General features: G+C 33.2%; 12 protein-coding genes. 8 read left to right on the top strand and 4 right to left on the bottom strand.

All coding sequences use genetic code 11. The features are described from left to right. Positions 1-146 precede the first annotated feature (146 nt). The 3 genes from PQF96_RS26150 (at position 147) to PQF96_RS26140 (ending at position 9,902) form a co-directional block, all read left to right on the top strand. A complete protein-coding gene (locus PQF96_RS26150; RefSeq protein WP_271769839.1) occupies positions 147-3,434 on the top strand; it encodes a DUF5107 domain-containing protein in 3,288 nt (1,095 codons plus the stop codon). 136 nt (positions 3,435-3,570) lie between these two features. Then, a complete protein-coding gene (locus PQF96_RS26145; protein WP_271769837.1) occupies positions 3,571-6,069 on the top strand; it encodes a zinc-dependent metalloprotease in 2,499 nt (832 codons plus the stop codon). A gap of 392 nt (positions 6,070-6,461) precedes the next feature. Then, entirely contained in the window at positions 6,462-9,902 is a 3,441-nt protein-coding gene (locus PQF96_RS26140; protein ID WP_271769835.1) for a family 16 glycosylhydrolase, read from the top strand. Between the two features lie 87 nt (positions 9,903-9,989). Here PQF96_RS26140 and PQF96_RS26135 read toward each other — a convergent pair whose 3' ends face one another. After that, positions 9,990-10,637: a DUF4494 domain-containing protein gene (locus tag PQF96_RS26135; protein ID WP_271769832.1), complete on the bottom strand. Its 648-nt coding sequence runs from the start codon at positions 10,635-10,637 to the stop codon at positions 9,990-9,992. 309 nt (positions 10,638-10,946) lie between these two features. Here PQF96_RS26135 and PQF96_RS26130 point away from each other — a divergent pair, with 309 nt between their 5' ends. Further along, entirely contained in the window at positions 10,947-11,873 is a 927-nt protein-coding gene (locus PQF96_RS26130; RefSeq protein ID WP_271769830.1) for a DUF1963 domain-containing protein, read from the top strand. A gap of 47 nt (positions 11,874-11,920) precedes the next feature. Here PQF96_RS26130 and PQF96_RS26125 read toward each other — a convergent pair whose 3' ends face one another. Next, positions 11,921-13,123: an SH3 domain-containing protein gene (locus PQF96_RS26125; protein ID WP_271769827.1), complete on the bottom strand. Its 1,203-nt coding sequence runs from the start codon at positions 13,121-13,123 to the stop codon at positions 11,921-11,923. 104 nt (positions 13,124-13,227) lie between these two features. Next, on the bottom strand, positions 13,228-13,701 hold the full coding sequence (locus tag PQF96_RS26120; RefSeq protein WP_271769825.1) for a hypothetical protein: 474 nt from the start codon (positions 13,699-13,701) through the stop codon (positions 13,228-13,230). A gap of 307 nt (positions 13,702-14,008) precedes the next feature. On the opposite strand from PQF96_RS26120, the gene PQF96_RS26115 reads away from it, so the two are divergent. The 3 genes from PQF96_RS26115 to PQF96_RS26105 all read left to right on the top strand — a co-directional run bounded on the left by PQF96_RS26115 (position 14,009) and on the right by PQF96_RS26105 (position 16,343). Continuing rightward, positions 14,009-14,701 (top strand): sterol desaturase family protein, encoded by a 693-nt coding sequence (locus PQF96_RS26115; protein WP_271769823.1) that lies wholly within the window; start codon positions 14,009-14,011, stop codon positions 14,699-14,701. A 169-nt stretch (positions 14,702-14,870) separates the two neighbouring features. After that, positions 14,871-15,431 (top strand): hypothetical protein, encoded by a 561-nt coding sequence (locus PQF96_RS26110; protein ID WP_271769821.1) that lies wholly within the window; start codon positions 14,871-14,873, stop codon positions 15,429-15,431. Positions 15,432-15,503: 72 nt separating this feature from the next. Further along, a complete protein-coding gene (locus PQF96_RS26105) occupies positions 15,504-16,343 on the top strand; it encodes a LamG domain-containing protein (RefSeq protein WP_271769819.1) in 840 nt (279 codons plus the stop codon). Positions 16,344-16,360: 17 nt separating this feature from the next. Here PQF96_RS26105 and PQF96_RS26100 read toward each other — a convergent pair whose 3' ends face one another. Beyond that, a complete protein-coding gene (locus PQF96_RS26100; RefSeq protein WP_271769817.1) occupies positions 16,361-16,765 on the bottom strand; it encodes a hypothetical protein in 405 nt (134 codons plus the stop codon). Between the two features lie 214 nt (positions 16,766-16,979). On the opposite strand from PQF96_RS26100, the gene PQF96_RS26095 reads away from it, so the two are divergent. Then, the gene (locus PQF96_RS26095) at positions 16,980-17,537 is read left to right on the top strand and encodes a TIR domain-containing protein (protein WP_271769815.1); all 558 of its coding nucleotides are present in this window, start codon (positions 16,980-16,982) and stop codon (positions 17,535-17,537) included. The last annotated feature ends 51 nt before the right edge of the window (positions 17,538-17,588 follow it).

The raw sequence follows: 17,588 nt of genomic DNA, 5'->3' as shown, positions 1-17,588 counted from the left end.
TAAGGCAATTAGGTAATTTGTTATACACTTTAGAACAATTACTCTCTAAACTAGATAATATGGCACTTCTTTTTTGACAAAATAAAAGTATCTTGATTGATCACACATTTAGTGTAAACCAACAATTAAATATATTATAAAGCATCATGAAAAATAAGTGCATCTTTATTTTTGCAGGGCTAATATCTCTATGTACATTTTCGCAAGTAAAAGTGTATGAAGGAACAGAAATTATTCCTACATATAAAATTCATGAAAAAGAACGTAGTCCAATTTTTTTTACAGGGAGAAGCGTACAAGGTGCAGAAGGACGAATGTATCCTTATCCTTCACAATCAAATTTGGGAGATTCTCTTGTAGATATGGATTACAACATGGTGTATTTAGAAAATGAATATATCAAAGTAAAGATATTACCTGAATTTGGAGGAAGGTTGTTTTCTGCAATAGACAAAACGAACGGGCATGAATTATTTCATACTAACAGCGTTATAAAGCCAAGTCTCATTGGTACTCTTGGCGCCTGGGTTTCTGGTGGTATTGAGTGGTGTTTTCCTCATCACCACAGAACTACCTCTATGCTGCCCAGTGATTATACAATAGTAAAAAATAAAGATGGAAGCGTTACCGTTTGGATTGGAGAAACTGAAAAAACCATGCGTCTTAGGGGCATTGTTGGGATTACTCTTCGTCCAGGGTGCTCTTTTATAGAAACCGATTATCGGATAAATAATACCAATACATTAACAAAGACATTTCTTTTCTGGGCTAATGTTGCAATAACAGCTAATGAAGATTTTCGCACATTCTGGCCTCCTAGTCAGGAAATAGGCGTGTATCACAACAATACAAGTTTTACAAGATGGCCTATATCTAACGAAAAATATCATCACACAGATTATACCGCTGGTGTTGACCTTACCTGGTGGAAAAACCATCCCAATCCAGAATCGTTCTTTTTCTGGAATGGTACAGAAGGTTTTATTGGTGGTTATGATTATAGTCAAAAAGCAGGAACAGTGCATGTTGGAGATCCTTATGAGAATAAAACTTCAAAATTATGGCAATTCGGACCTGGTCTTGCTGGTCAAAATGCTAGGCGCAAATTAACCGATGATAACAAAGCATATGTAGAACTTATGACAGGAACATTCTCTAACAATCAACCTGATTATAGTTGGATTGCTCCGCACTCAGTAAAAGACGCCAAAAATTACTGGTATCCTTTACGAGATATCGAAATTTCAAAAAACTCAACAGTTGATGCTTCTGTAACCCTTCAATTAAAAGGCCCAAAGACAGTATTTTATGGTTTTAATACCACCAAAGCTTTTCAACAAGCTTTAGTAACCTTAAAATATAATGATGAGATTATTATCAAAAAGGATATTGATATAGATCCTGCTACTCCTTTTACAACAAGCTATACAACCCAAAAAGAAATAGATGAACATAAATTATATGTAGAATTAAAAGATAAGGATGGGAATATTCTGGTTTCTTACGCACCATACAAATCAAAAAAAACTAAATTACCCAAGCCACAAGAAAAAACTAAAAGACCAGAAGACATAGAATCTGTTGAAGATTTATATTTAACAGGTAGGTTCGTTGAACAATTTTTTCGTCCTGGTCATAACCCTGATGATTATTACGTAAAAGGATTAAAAAAAGATCCTGAGAATTACAGGATAAATATTGCTATGGGTATACGCCGACTACATCAGTATAGATATCAGGAAGCCTTGCAATATTTACAAAAAGCAGCTAATAAACTACAAATACAATATTATCAACCCAAAGAAGGTGAACTTTACTATTATATGGCTATTGCTCAAAAAGAGCTTGGCAAAACTGATGAAGCCTATCGTAATTTCTCTCAAGCGACTTGGTACTATCAATGGTATTCAGCAGGATATTATCAATTAGCCTTGATGGAGAGTACTAAAAAAAACTATAAAAAAGCACTTGAATATATTCATAATGCATACACTACCAATATTATGGACGGGAGAATAGTTGTACTATATAGTGCTTTACTACGAAAACTCAATGCTCCTGAAAAAGCTTCCGAATTGATAGATAAATTAATCACATATGATCCCCTTAACTTTTCTGCTTACTACGAAAAAAGTCAATTACAAGGTGCTCCTTCATTGGCAAAATGGCATAAAAACATGCAAGATGTAAATAACAACTATTTAGAAGTTGCTACAAATTATATGAATGCTGGCTTAATCGATGATGGTATAACCCTTTTATCCTCATTAAAGAAACCACAAAATCCATTAATTTATTACTATCTGGCATGGTTTTATACTCAAGCTGATAAACTATCAGAGGCAAATACCATGTTGAAACTTGCCAAAAACACTTCTTTATCATACTGTTTTCCCTACCGACAAGAAACTGAAATTGTACTTAAAAATGCAATTAAAATTGATCCACTCAATGCTTCTGCTCATTATTTACTGGGAAATCTACTCTATGACAATCGACCAGATGATGCAATTTTGGCTTGGCAAAAGGCAAGCAAAATAGAAAATAAAATCCCTATGGTATGGCGTAACTTAGCATTTGCAGCATTTTATCATCAACATAGTACTGATAATGCAATTTCTTATATAACCAAAGCTATCAAGGCAGAGAGTGATATTCCTCTTTGGTTTACAGAATTAGCAAAATATTACGATGTCTCTAATATCGATTCTAGAGAATGTCTCGATATTCTTCAAAAGCATTTAGACATCGTTAAAAAAGATGTTTCTGGTTCTAAAACACTTATCAAACTCTACAACTTAAATGGGAATTATGATGAGGCCATACAATTACTTAAAAACCATCATTTTAGAACATGGGAAGGCGGTCGAGGCATTTATCATCACTATGTAGACACATATACACTAAAAGCTATTCAGCTCGCTAATAATCAAAAATTTAAAGAAGCTATTACTCATTTAGAAACTGCTTTGGTATACCCCAAAAACTTAGAAGTGGGAAAATCTTCTACTGATGAAAAAAATGCGCTCATTTATTATTATATGGGCTTAGCGTATGATAAGTTATCAATGAATGAAAAGGCAAAGGTGAATTATCAAAAAAGCACCGAATCCAAAAATGCGAGGTACATGTATGATTTACTTTATTTTCAGGCTAAATCTTTTGAAAAACTTGGCAACATTGATAAAGCAAACGAATTATTTAATAGCCTGTTAGACAAAGGTGAAGAACTTATAGAAAAAGGAACGCACATTACAGGTGTTGCAATCGAAGATGCTTCTTCAAGAAATAACAAATTACGATCTTCTGCTTACTATCTTAAAGCTTTAGGGAATAAAGGACTAAAAAACACCACTAAAGCTCAACAATTCTTTGAGCTTGCTATAAAAGAATATAAAAACAATTTATGGGCAAGAACTCTCATGAATCAATAATACCAAATAAGTCATTAATCAAACTTATAATTTCTAATTCAAACCTCTAACCTCATCAAAATAAAGCTTTAACCATACTTTCACATACCCGTTATGGTTATTTTACTACCTTCCGCGGATTAAAAAAATTGACACAATGCGCAAAAATACACTCAGGCTACTATTTTGTATAGTAGCTGTTATTACTACAGGTTGTTCTGTTCTTCAACCTCAAAAAGGAAAAACGGCTTCTACCGAAACCAAAAAGCCCTCTAAAAGCAAAGAATCTATTAAACCTTATAATGAGGTCATTACCAAAAAAGCTAAGACCGATGAAGGTCTATTTGCTGTACATAGTTTAGATGATAAATACTATTATGAAATTCCTGATTCTTTGCTAAACCGGGAGATGCTTATGGTCACTCGTATTGCCAAAACAGCTACCGGAATTGGATTTGGTGGTGGAAAACAAAATACACAGGTATTACGATGGCAACGAAAAAATAAGCAAATATTATTAAGAGTAGTTTCTCATCAAATCTTTGCTTCTGACTCTTTGCCGATTCATGAAGCCGTTGAGAATTCTAATTTCGAACCTGTATTATATGCTTTCCCGATTAAGGCCTTTCATAAAGATTCTTTGGATACATCAAAAAATGCTACCGTTATCGATGTCACTAATCTATACAAAAAAGATGTAAAAGCTCTTGGACTTCCTGACAGTCGACGCAAACAATTTAAAATCTCAAAATTAGATGATAGCAGATCATATATTGATACGCTTAGAAGTTACCCATTAAATATAGAGGCACGTCATGTAAAAACATATAATGCCGCTAACCCGCCATCTAATACAAGTACAGGTTCTATCTCTTTAGAAATGAGTAATTCTATGATTCTACTACCCAAAACCCCTATGAAGCGTAGATATTTTGATCAGCGTGTAGGATGGTTTGCTCGTGGACAAGTAGATTATGGGTTAGAAGCACAAGAAAGTAAGACGTTGCGCTATCTGGATCGATGGAGGCTTGAGGTGCGTGATGAAGATATGGATAAGTTTAAACGCGGAGAATTGGTAGTTCCGAAAAAACAAATCGTATATTATATTGACCGTGCTACACCAAAAAAATGGAGAACGTATATCAAACAGGGGATCGAAGACTGGCAAATAGCTTTTGAAGAAGCTGGGTTTAAAGATGCAATTATCGCCAAAGATCCTCCTACAGAAGAAGAAGATCCTGATTGGAGTCCGGAAGATGTGCGCTATTCTGTTGTGCGTTATCTCGCTTCTCCTATTCCAAATGCAAATGGGCCGCATGTAAGTGATCCAAGATCTGGTGAAATACTAGAAAGTGATATTAATTGGTATCACAATGTGATGAGCTTATTACGTAATTGGTTTTTTGTACAAACCGCTGCAATTAATCCAGAAGCGCAAGATGTCGCTTTTAAGGATGAAGTGATGGGGAGATTAATTCGATTTGTATCTGCTCATGAAGTGGGTCATACTTTGGGATTACCTCATAATATGGGTAGTAGTGTAGCTTATCCCGTGGAATCCTTAAGAAATCCTGAATTCACCAAGAAGTATGGTACTGCACCTTCTATTATGGACTATGCTCGTTTTAACTATGTAGCACAACCAGGAGATGGTGATGTGGCTTTAATGCCAAATATCGGAATATATGATAAACATGCCATACGATGGGGGTACAGACCAATACATGATCAAACTGCAGAAGGAGAAAAGAAAACACTAGACAGCTGGATCCTCAAACATCAAAACGATCCAATGTATCGATTTGGAAGACAGCAATTTGGTGTAATTGATCCAAGTTCACAAACTGAAGATCTTGGTGACGATGCTGTAAACGCAAGTACTTATGGAATCAAAAATTTAAAACGCATTGTTCCTAATCTTATCAAATGGACCGCAGAAGATGGTAAAAACTATGATGATCTTGGCACCATGTACAGACAAGTATTAGGGCAGTACAATCGTTATATGGGACATGTATCTTCTAATATTGGAGGAGTCTATGAGTATTTCAAAACTTATGATCAAGAAGGTGCTGTATATTCTCATGTAACAAAAACAAATCAGAAACGTGCTATGAAATTTTTACATGAGCAACTCTTTACTACTCCAAGTTGGTTACTAGATAAAAATATCTTTGATAAAATTGAATCTGCTGGTAATGTCGAGCGTATTCGTAATTTCCAGGTGAGAACTTTAAACAACCTATTAGATCATGGTAGAATGGCTCGATTAATCGAGAATGAAGCCTTAAATAATAGAGAAGCTTATACCCTACTGGATATGATGACCGAACTACGAACGGGATTATGGACAGAGCTACGTAATGGTAGAACTATTGATGTATATCGTCGCAATCTACAGCGAGCATATATAGATAGAATGGAGTTTTTAATGACAAAAGAACAACCTAAAATTCCTGAGAATATCAGACGTTTTGTAAAACGCACCAATGTCAATGCATCACAGAGTGACATTAGAGCAGTTGTACGTGCAGAACTAAACACGCTACGTAGAAATGTTAGAAATGCTATCGGTAGAAGTTCCAACACAATGACAAGATATCATTTGCAAGATATTGTAGAACGTATCACAACAATTTTGGATCCTAAAAAATAAAATCTCGGTTATATATAGTGTTAAACCTCTTATTTGATATTTCAAATAGGAGGTTTTCTTTTTTTATTAATACCCTCTTCTTTCTTATTAACTAAAATTTCCTGATAGTTTACAATATTTTCTACTTACAAAGGAAGGTTTTACCTTACCAATAAACCACAACCCCTTGTAAATCAAATAAAAAACAATCACAAACACTTCTTTTAATTGTAAATAATACATTTTATTTTATTTCGAATTCTAACCCAATCACTACGAATACTTTTTATATCCTACGAATACTAAACTCATTTATAGAATTCTATTGGTCGTGACTAATTTTATGGTTCATTTATGAATTTTAATTCAACTAAAACCTAAACTCAAGTCAACAACAAACACAAACACTAATCATGAAAAAATTCACTTATCTTTTATGTACATTGCTATTCTGCCTTGTATTTCAAAAGTCATTCGCACAGCCCGCTCCTCCTAATGGAAAAAAGTGGGAAAAAATTGAAGCCATGTCTGATGAATTTAATGGCAATTCACTTAACACTACTAAATGGGATGATCAAGATCCTCAATGGCAAGGAAGACGGCCCGCCAGATTCGAAAAATCTTCTGTAAAAGTAGGAAACGGAAATCTGCAGGTTACTGCCTCAAAAAAATCAAGTCCTTCTAATGGATGGACACATAACGGAGGTCTGGTAAGATCTAAAACCAAAAACACTTATGGGTACTATGAAGCCCGAATGAAAGCAAACAAAACTTTTATGTCTTCAACGTTTTGGTTATTTAACAAAAGAAATGAACATACAGGTTGTGATGTAAGAACAACTGAACTTGATGTTACCGAAAATGTAGGTCTTAATACTGGAGGGCAATCCTGGATTAATAGAAATATTGTCACCATCAATTCCAATACTCATAGTAGAGGGACTACTTGTAATAGTACCCCTGTTGGTATTAAAGGTGCTAAATCGGATATTGGCGAACCTGCTTATGCAGATTATCATACCTATGGTGTTTGGTGGAAAGGTCCAAAAGAGCTTTTATTTTATCTAGATGGTAAATTAGTTCATCAGATAACTCCGGTTGCCAATTTTAATCTTGGGATGTATTTACGAATGGTCGTGGAAACTTATGATTGGAATCCTCCAAAAGCAGGAAAAGATGGAATGAATGATTCTCAAGCTAACAGAACCACCTTTTACGATTGGGTAAGATCGTACAAATTAGTAGATTGTAATTCTAACTGTGGTAATCCAGACCCTGATCCAACTCCTAATACAGTATCTATAGATTGTAATAGTTTACCTTCTTCTTTAACTACAAGTACTTCTATTGAGGTACCCGTTAAGTATACCTCCGATCAAAATAGAGATGTAGTCGTAGAGTTATGGAATTCTGGATGGTTAGGACAAGGTAAAAAGACCGTTAGTGCAGGATCTGGCACTACAACAGTTACAATCAACTTAAATAACGCCCCTGCTTCAGGCACTAATTATGTACTGAAAGCTAGTGTTAGACCGGTTGGAGGAACATGGCAACAGAACATTAAAGCGTGTTCTAAAAATGATGTAACACTTTCGGTTGTAACACCAGATCCTGACCCTGATCCTAACCCTACTAATCCACAAACAGTTTCATTATCAGCTATTGATGATGCTTATTTACAAGGAAGCACTCGATTTAACACTACTTCTTTACGAACAGAAAATGGAAGAAGAGTTTCCTACCTTAAATTTAATGTCTCAGACATTAAGGGTACTATTACTGATGCAAACCTAAAATTGACGGTCAGCAATGACGCTGGTAGTGGTAATATTAATGTTAATGCTGGTAATAGTAATACCTGGACCGAAAATAACCTAAGCACTTCTAATGCTCCTGGAGTTGGCTTATTATTAGGTAGTTTAAACAAAACCTATAGCTTAAATCAAACACAAAATTTCGCATTAAGTAACGTTGTTCTAAACGGTAACTTCTTAACACTTGTAGTCACTCAAACTGGGGGTAATGATGTAAGTTTTGCTTCAGATGAAAGTCAAAATGGTAAACCAGTATTAACGATTACATATAATCCTTCATCAGATCCAAACCCCAATCAGGATCCTAGTGCGGTATCTGTAGATTGTAATAGTTTACCTTCTTCTTTAACCACAGGTACTTCTATTGAGGTTCCTGTTACCTATACTGCTGATCAAAATAGAGATGTGGTGGTAGAATTATGGAACTCTGGGTGGTTAGGACAAGGTAGGAAGACTGTAGAGGCAGGCTCAGGAACAACTATAGTAACTATTAACCTAAATAATGCTCCGGCAACAGGTTCTAATTATTTATTGAAAGCTAGTGTTAGACCAGTAGGTGCAGGATGGCAACAAAACATCAAATCATGTTCTAAAAACAATATCACACTTTCGACTACTACTCCAGATCCTGATCCAGTTATCGTATCTATAGATTGTAGTAGTTTACCTTCTTCATTAAATACGGGTACTTCTATTGAGGTTCCTGTTAAGTATAGTGCCGATCAAAATAGAGATGTGGTAATAGAATTATGGAATTCTGGATGGTTAGGACAAGGTAGGAAAACTGTTGGTGTAGGTTCAGGGACTACTACAGTAACCATCAACTTAAATAATGCTCCAGCAGCAGGTTCTAATTACTTATTAAAAGCTAGTGTTAGACCAGTTGGTGCAGGGTGGCAACAAAACATCAAATCATGCTCTAAGAACAATATAACTCTTTCGGCTAATAATCCAGGTCCAAATCCAAGTAGAAAAAATGTACTATTTGTTAGAGGAGGAAATGGAAGCGGAGGCTTTCTAGAAGGAGGTTCTAATGAACAATTAGCCGATATCACTAACTTCCAAACTTTTAACGGTAACCATGGCTGGGGTACTTTTGCAGAAGTATTACGTAACAATGGATATACTCTAACTCAAGTTACCGAAGGTGGCGGAGGAAATGCTGCGGTAAATTTTGCTAATATGAACCTAGCACAATACGATATCATAGTATTAGGCTCTAACAATGCTTTTTATAACAATACCCAAGTGAATGCTATAGATAACTGGGTACGGAACGGTGGAGGGCTTCTTACTATTAGTGATGCAAATTTTGGTTCTTCCTGGTGTGATGCTCCTAATTCTGATCAAAACTTTCTTTCTCGATATGGGATCATCGTTAATCAAGATCAAGGAACATATGCTCTAAGGAGAACGAGTGGAGATTTTGTAAATGGTAGTCATCCTATTCTTAATGGAGTTAATGTTTTTGACGGAGAAGGAGTTTCTCCTTTTACAGTTGAAAATACTATACCTGCGGGAGTAACAGTTCAACGATTAGTAAAAGTAAAAGGTAATCTTAGGCAGAATAATCGTACAGGAGGTAATTGTCAGGGAACATCAAGAGGATCAGGAAATAAAGACGCTGTCCTAGTTGTTGCTTCGGCAGGAAACGGAAGAGTTGTTGGACATTATGACAGAAACACTTTCTTTAATCAAAATGGAGCGGGAACTAATATTAATCGATTTGATAATAAAAAATATGCTCTTAATATCTTTAATTGGTTAATGGGGAATGCTAATGCAAGATCATTTAGTATTAATAGCGAAGAGACTATAGAAAATTCGATAACCGTTTACCCTAATCCTTCTATAGATATTACGACTATAAATGGTCTTAAAAAAGGAGATCATATTCAAGTATATAGTTCTTTAGGAAAAGAAGTTCTTAATATACATGCAAGTTCAGAACGAGAATCAATTGAGATGTCTGCCTTGCCTTCGGGAGTTTATATCATTTCGATTGCAGGAAAAAATAAAATAAGACTCTTAAAACAATAATCATTTTTAACACTCACCCTCAACTTAAAAACCGCCAAGTAAAACTAAACTTGGCGGTTTTTTTATATGTTCAATTCTTTTATTTTTTTAGAACTTATATTCCTTTTCGGGCGACTCATCTATTGGCATTCCTTCCTCTTCGGTCTCCTCCTCCTGTAATACTTCTTCTTCAGTTTCTTTTACAATTTCTTCTGTTAGTGTTTCTTCTGCTACAGGTTTCTCTTCCTCTACTATTTCTTCTGCAGGAGCACCGGAGTCTTTTATAGTCTTGAAACGTTCTACCTGTGACAATTCTCCTTCTTCACCCGAAAAATACGGAAAAACATCCATAATAGGAGATTCTGCAATTGCAGGTATTGTATAATCCCCCATAGTATCTTTCATTGCAGTATTTGTATTATCAAATGCTTCCTTTACATCATTTGCCTGTATCAACAAATACATATTTGATTTCCTTTCTTTGCCACTCTCTTCATCATAAGCGATTAAAGAAACTTTAGATTTAAACCAACGATCAGAATTTTCAAATGGGTGAATCTCTGCAAAATTGGCCACTTTTATATTCATGATTTTAAACTCTTCACTAACATATGCAGACATTTCTTCGTTAATTCTGGTTTCTGCTTCTGTATAGGAGATAGCATCGACCAAATAAGGTTCAGTGACCATTTTCTGCACTCCAGATTCATTTATCTTTCTATACTTTACTTTACATTCATACCAAGTTGCACTCATATTTTTCTTTTTTAGGGTGCCAAATATAAATTTTAAAAAAAGGGATTTCTATAAATATGAATAATAGATATTCACAATCTTTCAAATTACATTCTCCTCTCTATTCTCATTAGAATTATCTAGATGATCACAAAATTATAGCTATAATTAAAAAAATAACTGATTGCAAAAAAAATGAAACTAGGATCGTATTCTGGTATCATAAATAATAACCAATCATTTAATTGAAATGAGAAATAAAAACTTATCTTGAAAATTTAGATTTACAATCTTCAAAACAATACACCAATTTACCTATAAACCTAAAAAATGAGTAAACCTATTATAATATTATCGATTTGTTTTTCGATTTCTTGTGGTGCCCAAAGTAATATTGATAAAATAAAAGATAATATCTCTAGCTCTTATTCTATAGAAGCTATTGACCAACAAAAAATAATTAGTTTAATTAAACCTGCAATCGGAGTCAAAACTAAATCGGAAATAGATAAAAATATAACAATCGGAGAATCAAAGATTGGCGGAAAACCCGATTTGCCAGAAAAGTTTGATTGGCCAACGTATAACAATGAACCTCTAGCCTTTTGTGCTCAATACAATTGTAAAGATTTGACAATATTTGATTCAGAAGATAAATTACCTAATGAAGGGATGTTATATATTTTTGTCTATATCGATAAAGAATGGCCAGGTTTCTTAAATAAAAAAGGAAGTTATAAAGTTATTTACATTAGAGATCAGAAAAATCTTAGACGAACAGAATTTCCTGATACTTTTTTTGAAGAAGGAAGATTCAAATCTGCATCAATAGAGTTTTTTGAATACTTTACACTACCTGATCTTAAAAGTTCTAAACTTCATAATTTAAGCAAAAAGTATGGCAATTTTAATTCATTTCATCAGAGCACTTCAGATTTTATAGATAAAATATGTGGACAATCGGTAGACAACTATCATCAATTACTTGGAGAAGACAGACCTGTACAAGGTTGTGTAGGTTATGATTTTGCATCAAATGAGTTAAATATTAGAACAATGGAAGCATATCTATCTAAACAGGGAGAGATATTTCAACTTGCCGAAACATTTGAAATTTTAATTCAACTTGACTGCAATGACAGTAATACTGATTTAAATAAATTTGGTGGAAGCTCGGTTATCTATTTCGGCATAAAATCTGAAATCATAAAGGATCGAGATTATGAAAATTCGGTTATGGTATTTCAAGGAACATAACAAATCTTATAGAATAATTTCAAGATAATTTTTCATAACTCTATATACTATGGAATAACAATAAAGCTTAATTTTTCCGCTTTTCCGTTCTTAAAAGAAAGTATAATATTGTAATAATCTAAAAATGGCAAATCATATTTATTAGGATATCTGCCATTATAATATACCCATCGCGAAGCTAGCTTTACAAATTCTTCTTCTGTAGTATCCTTGTCAATCGAAGTACCATTAATGACAAAAGTATTTCCTTTTCCTTTAAAATCTATCCAGACTACTTCTGCTAAGTTCTTTTTTTTATCCACTACAAACTCAGCACTATCATAATAATACCTTAGATTACCACTATAGCAACAATCAATTTCTTCTTCTATTATCTTTATAGGTTTGCCTAATACTTCAAGCATTTCAGAATATGTAACCTCTGTGTAATTCGGAAATTGTATACCATTAATTTTTATGTACGTCTCTTCTGATCTACCTATTGCTTCTAGTTCTTTATAATCCAATGTCTGAGTTAAACCTTTTGCAATTTGTATTTGTAATTTGGTATACTCAATCTTTTTTTTGTCTCCGAATTGTTCTGCCACGCTCAGGAATCGTTCTAATGCAGGAACCTTAGAACCCGATGTGTTCCAGGCAAATTCTACCAGCCGCTCTGCAATTTTTTTTCTACCTTTTATATTGGCAATAGGTATAGTATCAAATTGATGATATAAATTTTCTAATTTGGGTCTTGCCCCAAGATATTTTTGCTGTACAAATCCTTTATTCACCTTAACCCATGCATTAGGATCATATGGGTAAAAATCTATTCCTGTTACTTCTCCCATTGTGAAATATGACACTATTTTAGCATCAGGATTAGGGAGTTCTCTTATTCTTAATGATGCCACTTGCACAAACATATGCGGTGAACCATAATGTCCATCATTTTCTATGACAGGCGGGGGTGATAAAGAATATAAATCACTTATATGTAGTCCTTCTTTTATCAATGCACTATCTACAAAACCAATCATACCATTATCGACCTTTACTTTAATCCATGGCTGTTGTTCTTCAGACAACACTTCTACTCCTGCTCCTCTGAGCAATACTCCAATTGCTTTTTTATTGGTATCATATGCCGTGTAAAGTTCTGTAGGAGACACAATCCATTGTTTTTGTCCAAACCCTAAGTAGCCAAATAGAAAAAGTGCAAAGAAAACTATTGTTGTTGTTTCTTTAACAAAGGAATCATCTTTAATCATAGTATAAAGCTACAATTTTTAAATAAGATTATTCTTAGACTTCATCTGTAGACATGAGACTATTCTTTTGAAAAGATATTGAGAATTAGATATTAGGCATGGTTTTATAACCCCTCATATTTTCCGTCTTCATCCACCAAATACACTTCATCCAAAATCCATTTTGAATCAGTTTTTATATATCTATATTCATAATTATATTCCATAAAATCAAACTCCCTGTCTTTAAATGTAGTTTTGACAATGGCTACTTCATCATCAATTATTTCTTCCGTAATTTTTTCTTGTTCATCACAATGATCCGCCTCGCTGCCATAAACAATACCTTGATATTTTTTATCAGGACTACAATATTTTAAAATTAAATCGTGATACGCCTTCTCAATCTTTTCATCAGCACTTTCATCATCACTATTACTTAATATATACGCAAGATCATTCCATTCTTTATAATCTACAATAAACTCTTCTGTCAATTGAGTAGGTGATTTTACGTTCATTCCTGAGTTTTCCTTCGCCTTAGTATCCATACAGCTGTAAAATACCAAAGTCAATAGTATTACAATAGCTCTCTTCATAAATAAGTATATGCAGCAATACCTGCATAAGAGTATTTTATTTCTTTTTCCTTTTTTCTTATTATCTCACAAATGATCTATATCATTTCTTAAATAAAGAAATACACACCTCTTTTTGATAAAGATCAGATGACAAGTATAATTATATCCCAAAACAAATTTAGATCCAAAGTACTATTCACAACACACTGTTTTCAGTGAAATAGCAATAACTATATTCCATCAACATCAAAAAAACATGTTACTTATTCAAAATAAAATTACTTTAGCAAACACATACTTTTTATATTGTAGTAAAACTTTTATCATGCTTATATCTGTTTCAGATATCATTATTGCTTTACAAGATCCTTTTCTTTTTTGGGGACTGTTATTGGGTTCTAACGTAATTATGTTTTTGGGTACAGTCTTGATAAGTTATTGTTGGTCCTCGTTCTATCGTCATGAAAAATTACCGCTAACAAAAAAGGACATTAGGTTATCAGTATTTATTATGATAATCAACACAATTGTAGCTGTACCTGGATATATTCTTTTTACCTATTCGAAGATTGTTTTTAGTGATATCAATTTTATAAGAGATTTCCTATTACTATTCTTTATTGTTGACTTTATGATGTATGTATTCCACTACATTTCTCATTATGTTCGACCATTTTCTCTTATACATAAAGAGCATCATGAACATTACAATTTTAATGAGATCAGTTTATATGTAATGCATCCTGCAGAAGCACTTCTTTTTGGTTTTATATTAACCATAATTCCTCTGTTTATTACACTTAACTTATATAGTTTCATATTTTTTCTATTTTTTAACTGGATAGCAGGTGTGATATCACACTTAAACACCTCTTCTGATCAAAGAATATCGTTATTTGGAAATAATATCTTTCATAAAAACCATCATCAATATCCGAAGTATAATTTTGGTTTTTACACTACTATTTGGGATAAAATTTTCAGAACTTACTATACAAAAACTATGAACAAAAACTAGAATTCAATACTTAAAAACAACTATCTAAAGACAAACTGTATGAATTATGTTCAAACCTAATTCTTGTATTTTTTTCACAAACATTAATTCAATTTTTTAAGACTATTTCTAGAATAAAAGTATCTTGTTACCATAACCACAATTATAGGCTATAAAATAAATTCACATAATGATCTACAAAACCTACATCATATCGTCAATTATTATTTCCATTTTTTTGATTTCCTGCAAGTCTAATGATAAAAACCAAGTTGATTCGAATACTGAGAATGTAACAAAGAAACCTCCTTCTCTAACAGAACAAGATAATAATGCAGTATTACAAGAAAATGAGGATACCAACACAGCATCAACAAAAGATGAAACAGGCAACGGCATAGTGCATCATTTTATATGCTATACTAGTGACGATAATCCAGACCTTGCCATTTCTATTAGCTTTGATGAAAATGCTAATGCATTACAAGTACAATATAAAGGGCAAAAAGAATCTATGACTTTGTCCTATATAAAAGAAGATTTTGATAAAGGCGGAGCTTATCCCACTACAAGAACATATTATACCGAATTATATAATGGAAAAGAAAATGGTGTTTATAAATTAACCCATGCAGGTTTATGGGACTACGCTGAATACACCCGAAATAAAGACGGTAAAAAATTTAATTTCACTATTAATCATGAGCTATCCATACAAAATGATGATTATCGAACTTCACCGTGCTTTTAAAGCTCACCGATAAAAACTGAATAATTGCTTGCTATCAATTCATAAAAATTACATTACTATTTATACATCTAGATGAAAAAAATAATAACTTGCCTCGTGACTGTACTCTTTTTTTTAACCAATAGCAGAGCGCAAGACTGGAAAACAACTCCAATTCCCGAAGATGTGAAGAATGCTCATCAGTGGATATTAGACACTCAACATTCTGATGATTTTAATTATGAAGGAAAGAATGCTCAATTTTACAAAATCTGGAAAGACAGTTATGTTAATGATTGGAAAGGCCCTGGCTTGACTTATTTTTCTTCTGATCATAGTGTAATCAAGAATGGAAATCTAGAAATAAAGGCTGAAAGAAAAGACCCTGGCAACGTGTATTGCGGAGTTATAAGTGCTAAAACTCCAATAATTTATCCTATTTTCACAGAAGTTCGTATGAAGATTAGCGGCCTTAAACTTTCTTCTAACTTTTGGTACATTAGTAAAGATCAGGTAAATGAAATTGATATTAATGAAACTTATGGCGCCGAACCTAAAGGAGGTAAAACCATGGGGACAAATTATCATATTTTTCAACGAGAACCTTTTAAAGATCTTTCTAAAGAGCCAAAACATTTTGAAGCAGAAGGAGGACCTATGTTAAAAGATGATTTCCATCGTTTTGGTTGTTACTGGAAAGACCCATTTACCTTTTATTTTTATCTTGACGGTAAATTAGTTCGTGAAATGAACATCAAGGATCCTCGTACACCAAGTGTTGGTTTTAATCAATCCCTGCTTATGATTTTAGATACCGAAGATCACCAATGGCGCTCTGACAAAGGTATTATAGCTACAGATGAGGAATTAAAAAACCCTTCACAAAATACAATGTATGTAGATTGGGTACGAGTATACATCCCTAAAAAATAGCTCCTTGAAAAACTCTATTATTGAAATACAAGTACAGCTTTTCCATCAACACATTCAACATCTATTGGGGTTGCTGGAACAAAACAATCAGACACTATCCCCCATTTTTTATTAAATGCTTTCATTGCTGTCTTATGTGTTTCAACCTTCTTTAAAAAATCATCAGTATCTATAGTAAGAGAGTAGGCTATAAATCCAGACGGGCCACCACAAGCTTTACTTCCTATTGAGGTAAAAGACCAATCATCTGGATTTGTACAGTCAACACTTTCTGCTATTTTAGTAATTTCTTCAAGCATTGTTTTTAAGTTAGTATTATCCTGCTCCTGAGACAATGATGAATTATCATCATTACCGCATCCGACTAAAATTGTTAAAAACAATATTATTAAAACCTGTATCCCTTTTCCCTTTGATTTCATGATTGAAGTTTATTTTTGAATAAGATGAAAAAACAAATAAAAGGTTGCGCATTGGCACACAAACTTAAGCATCGAAAAAACAATTTAGGTTCGATTTCAAATCAATTTATATAAAGCTAAAAGAATTACTATAAGACATTTTTAACAAAACTACTTACAACAAAATCTATATGTAATACGTTAAATGTTCACACACTATCATGCTCTAGAATTAATGAATATATTACCTAAATACGGGTTGTTACAATTTAGAAACGCTGCAAGGATATATAGTAAACCTATCATTGAAAGCCTGAAACTTTTTAAAGAAGAAACAAAGTTTTTAAAAGTCACTCTATTTTTTTCTCACAAGCATGATGAACTAGAAGAACTAGATAGTGCAATTAATTTTTTAAAAGGATTTGGAGTACTCATTTATGCCGATCATATTACCGAGGAAGAAAATGAAGAAGATAACGGCGATATCCATGCCAAGCGTATACAACAAGAAACAGAAGAAAAAATAAAACAGAATACAAAATTTATTTTTCTGGCAACCGAAAATGCAATCAACTCAAAACGTTGTAAATGGGAACTACGGTATGCTAATACTCAAAAAAAACTAGATCAGATTGCTATCTTGCCTATAAGAGAGGATTTTACTGACTATGGCGGTGAAGAATATCTACAGAAATATCCATATATTCAAAAAAGTGATACCGATCCAGATGGATATGATGTAAAATACCCAAACGGAGATGCTATTCCCTTAGGAATATGGCTGGCATCATAATTTCAAAACCTCATATAAAATACTTTAACCAATTTTATTTGTCCTATCAAC

Source organism: Aquimarina algiphila (genome assembly GCF_947494415.1).
Lineage (GTDB): Bacteria > Bacteroidota > Bacteroidia > Flavobacteriales > Flavobacteriaceae > Aquimarina > Aquimarina algiphila.
The sequence above is the reverse complement of the archived record's forward strand: the minus strand, read 5'-3'. Positions and strand labels throughout refer to the sequence as shown.

What these genes read in the sequence shown, in the direction of transcription:
- PQF96_RS26150 (WP_271769839.1), top strand. Translation starts at nt 147, where the DNA reads ATGAAAAATAAGTGCATCTTTATTTTTGCAGGGCTAATATCTCTATGT.
- PQF96_RS26145 (WP_271769837.1), top strand. Translation starts at nt 3,571, where the DNA reads ATGCGCAAAAATACACTCAGGCTACTATTTTGTATAGTAGCTGTTATT.
- PQF96_RS26140 (WP_271769835.1), top strand. Translation starts at nt 6,462, where the DNA reads ATGAAAAAATTCACTTATCTTTTATGTACATTGCTATTCTGCCTTGTA.
- PQF96_RS26135 (WP_271769832.1), bottom strand. Translation starts at nt 10,637, where the DNA reads ATGAGTGCAACTTGGTATGAATGTAAAGTAAAGTATAGAAAGATAAAT.
- PQF96_RS26130 (WP_271769830.1), top strand. Translation starts at nt 10,947, where the DNA reads ATGAGTAAACCTATTATAATATTATCGATTTGTTTTTCGATTTCTTGT.
- PQF96_RS26125 (WP_271769827.1), bottom strand. Translation starts at nt 13,123, where the DNA reads ATGATTAAAGATGATTCCTTTGTTAAAGAAACAACAACAATAGTTTTC.
- PQF96_RS26120 (WP_271769825.1), bottom strand. Translation starts at nt 13,701, where the DNA reads ATGAAGAGAGCTATTGTAATACTATTGACTTTGGTATTTTACAGCTGT.
- PQF96_RS26115 (WP_271769823.1), top strand. Translation starts at nt 14,009, where the DNA reads ATGCTTATATCTGTTTCAGATATCATTATTGCTTTACAAGATCCTTTT.
- PQF96_RS26110 (WP_271769821.1), top strand. Translation starts at nt 14,871, where the DNA reads ATGATCTACAAAACCTACATCATATCGTCAATTATTATTTCCATTTTT.
- PQF96_RS26105 (WP_271769819.1), top strand. Translation starts at nt 15,504, where the DNA reads ATGAAAAAAATAATAACTTGCCTCGTGACTGTACTCTTTTTTTTAACC.
- PQF96_RS26100 (WP_271769817.1), bottom strand. Translation starts at nt 16,765, where the DNA reads ATGAAATCAAAGGGAAAAGGGATACAGGTTTTAATAATATTGTTTTTA.
- PQF96_RS26095 (WP_271769815.1), top strand. Translation starts at nt 16,980, where the DNA reads ATGAATATATTACCTAAATACGGGTTGTTACAATTTAGAAACGCTGCA.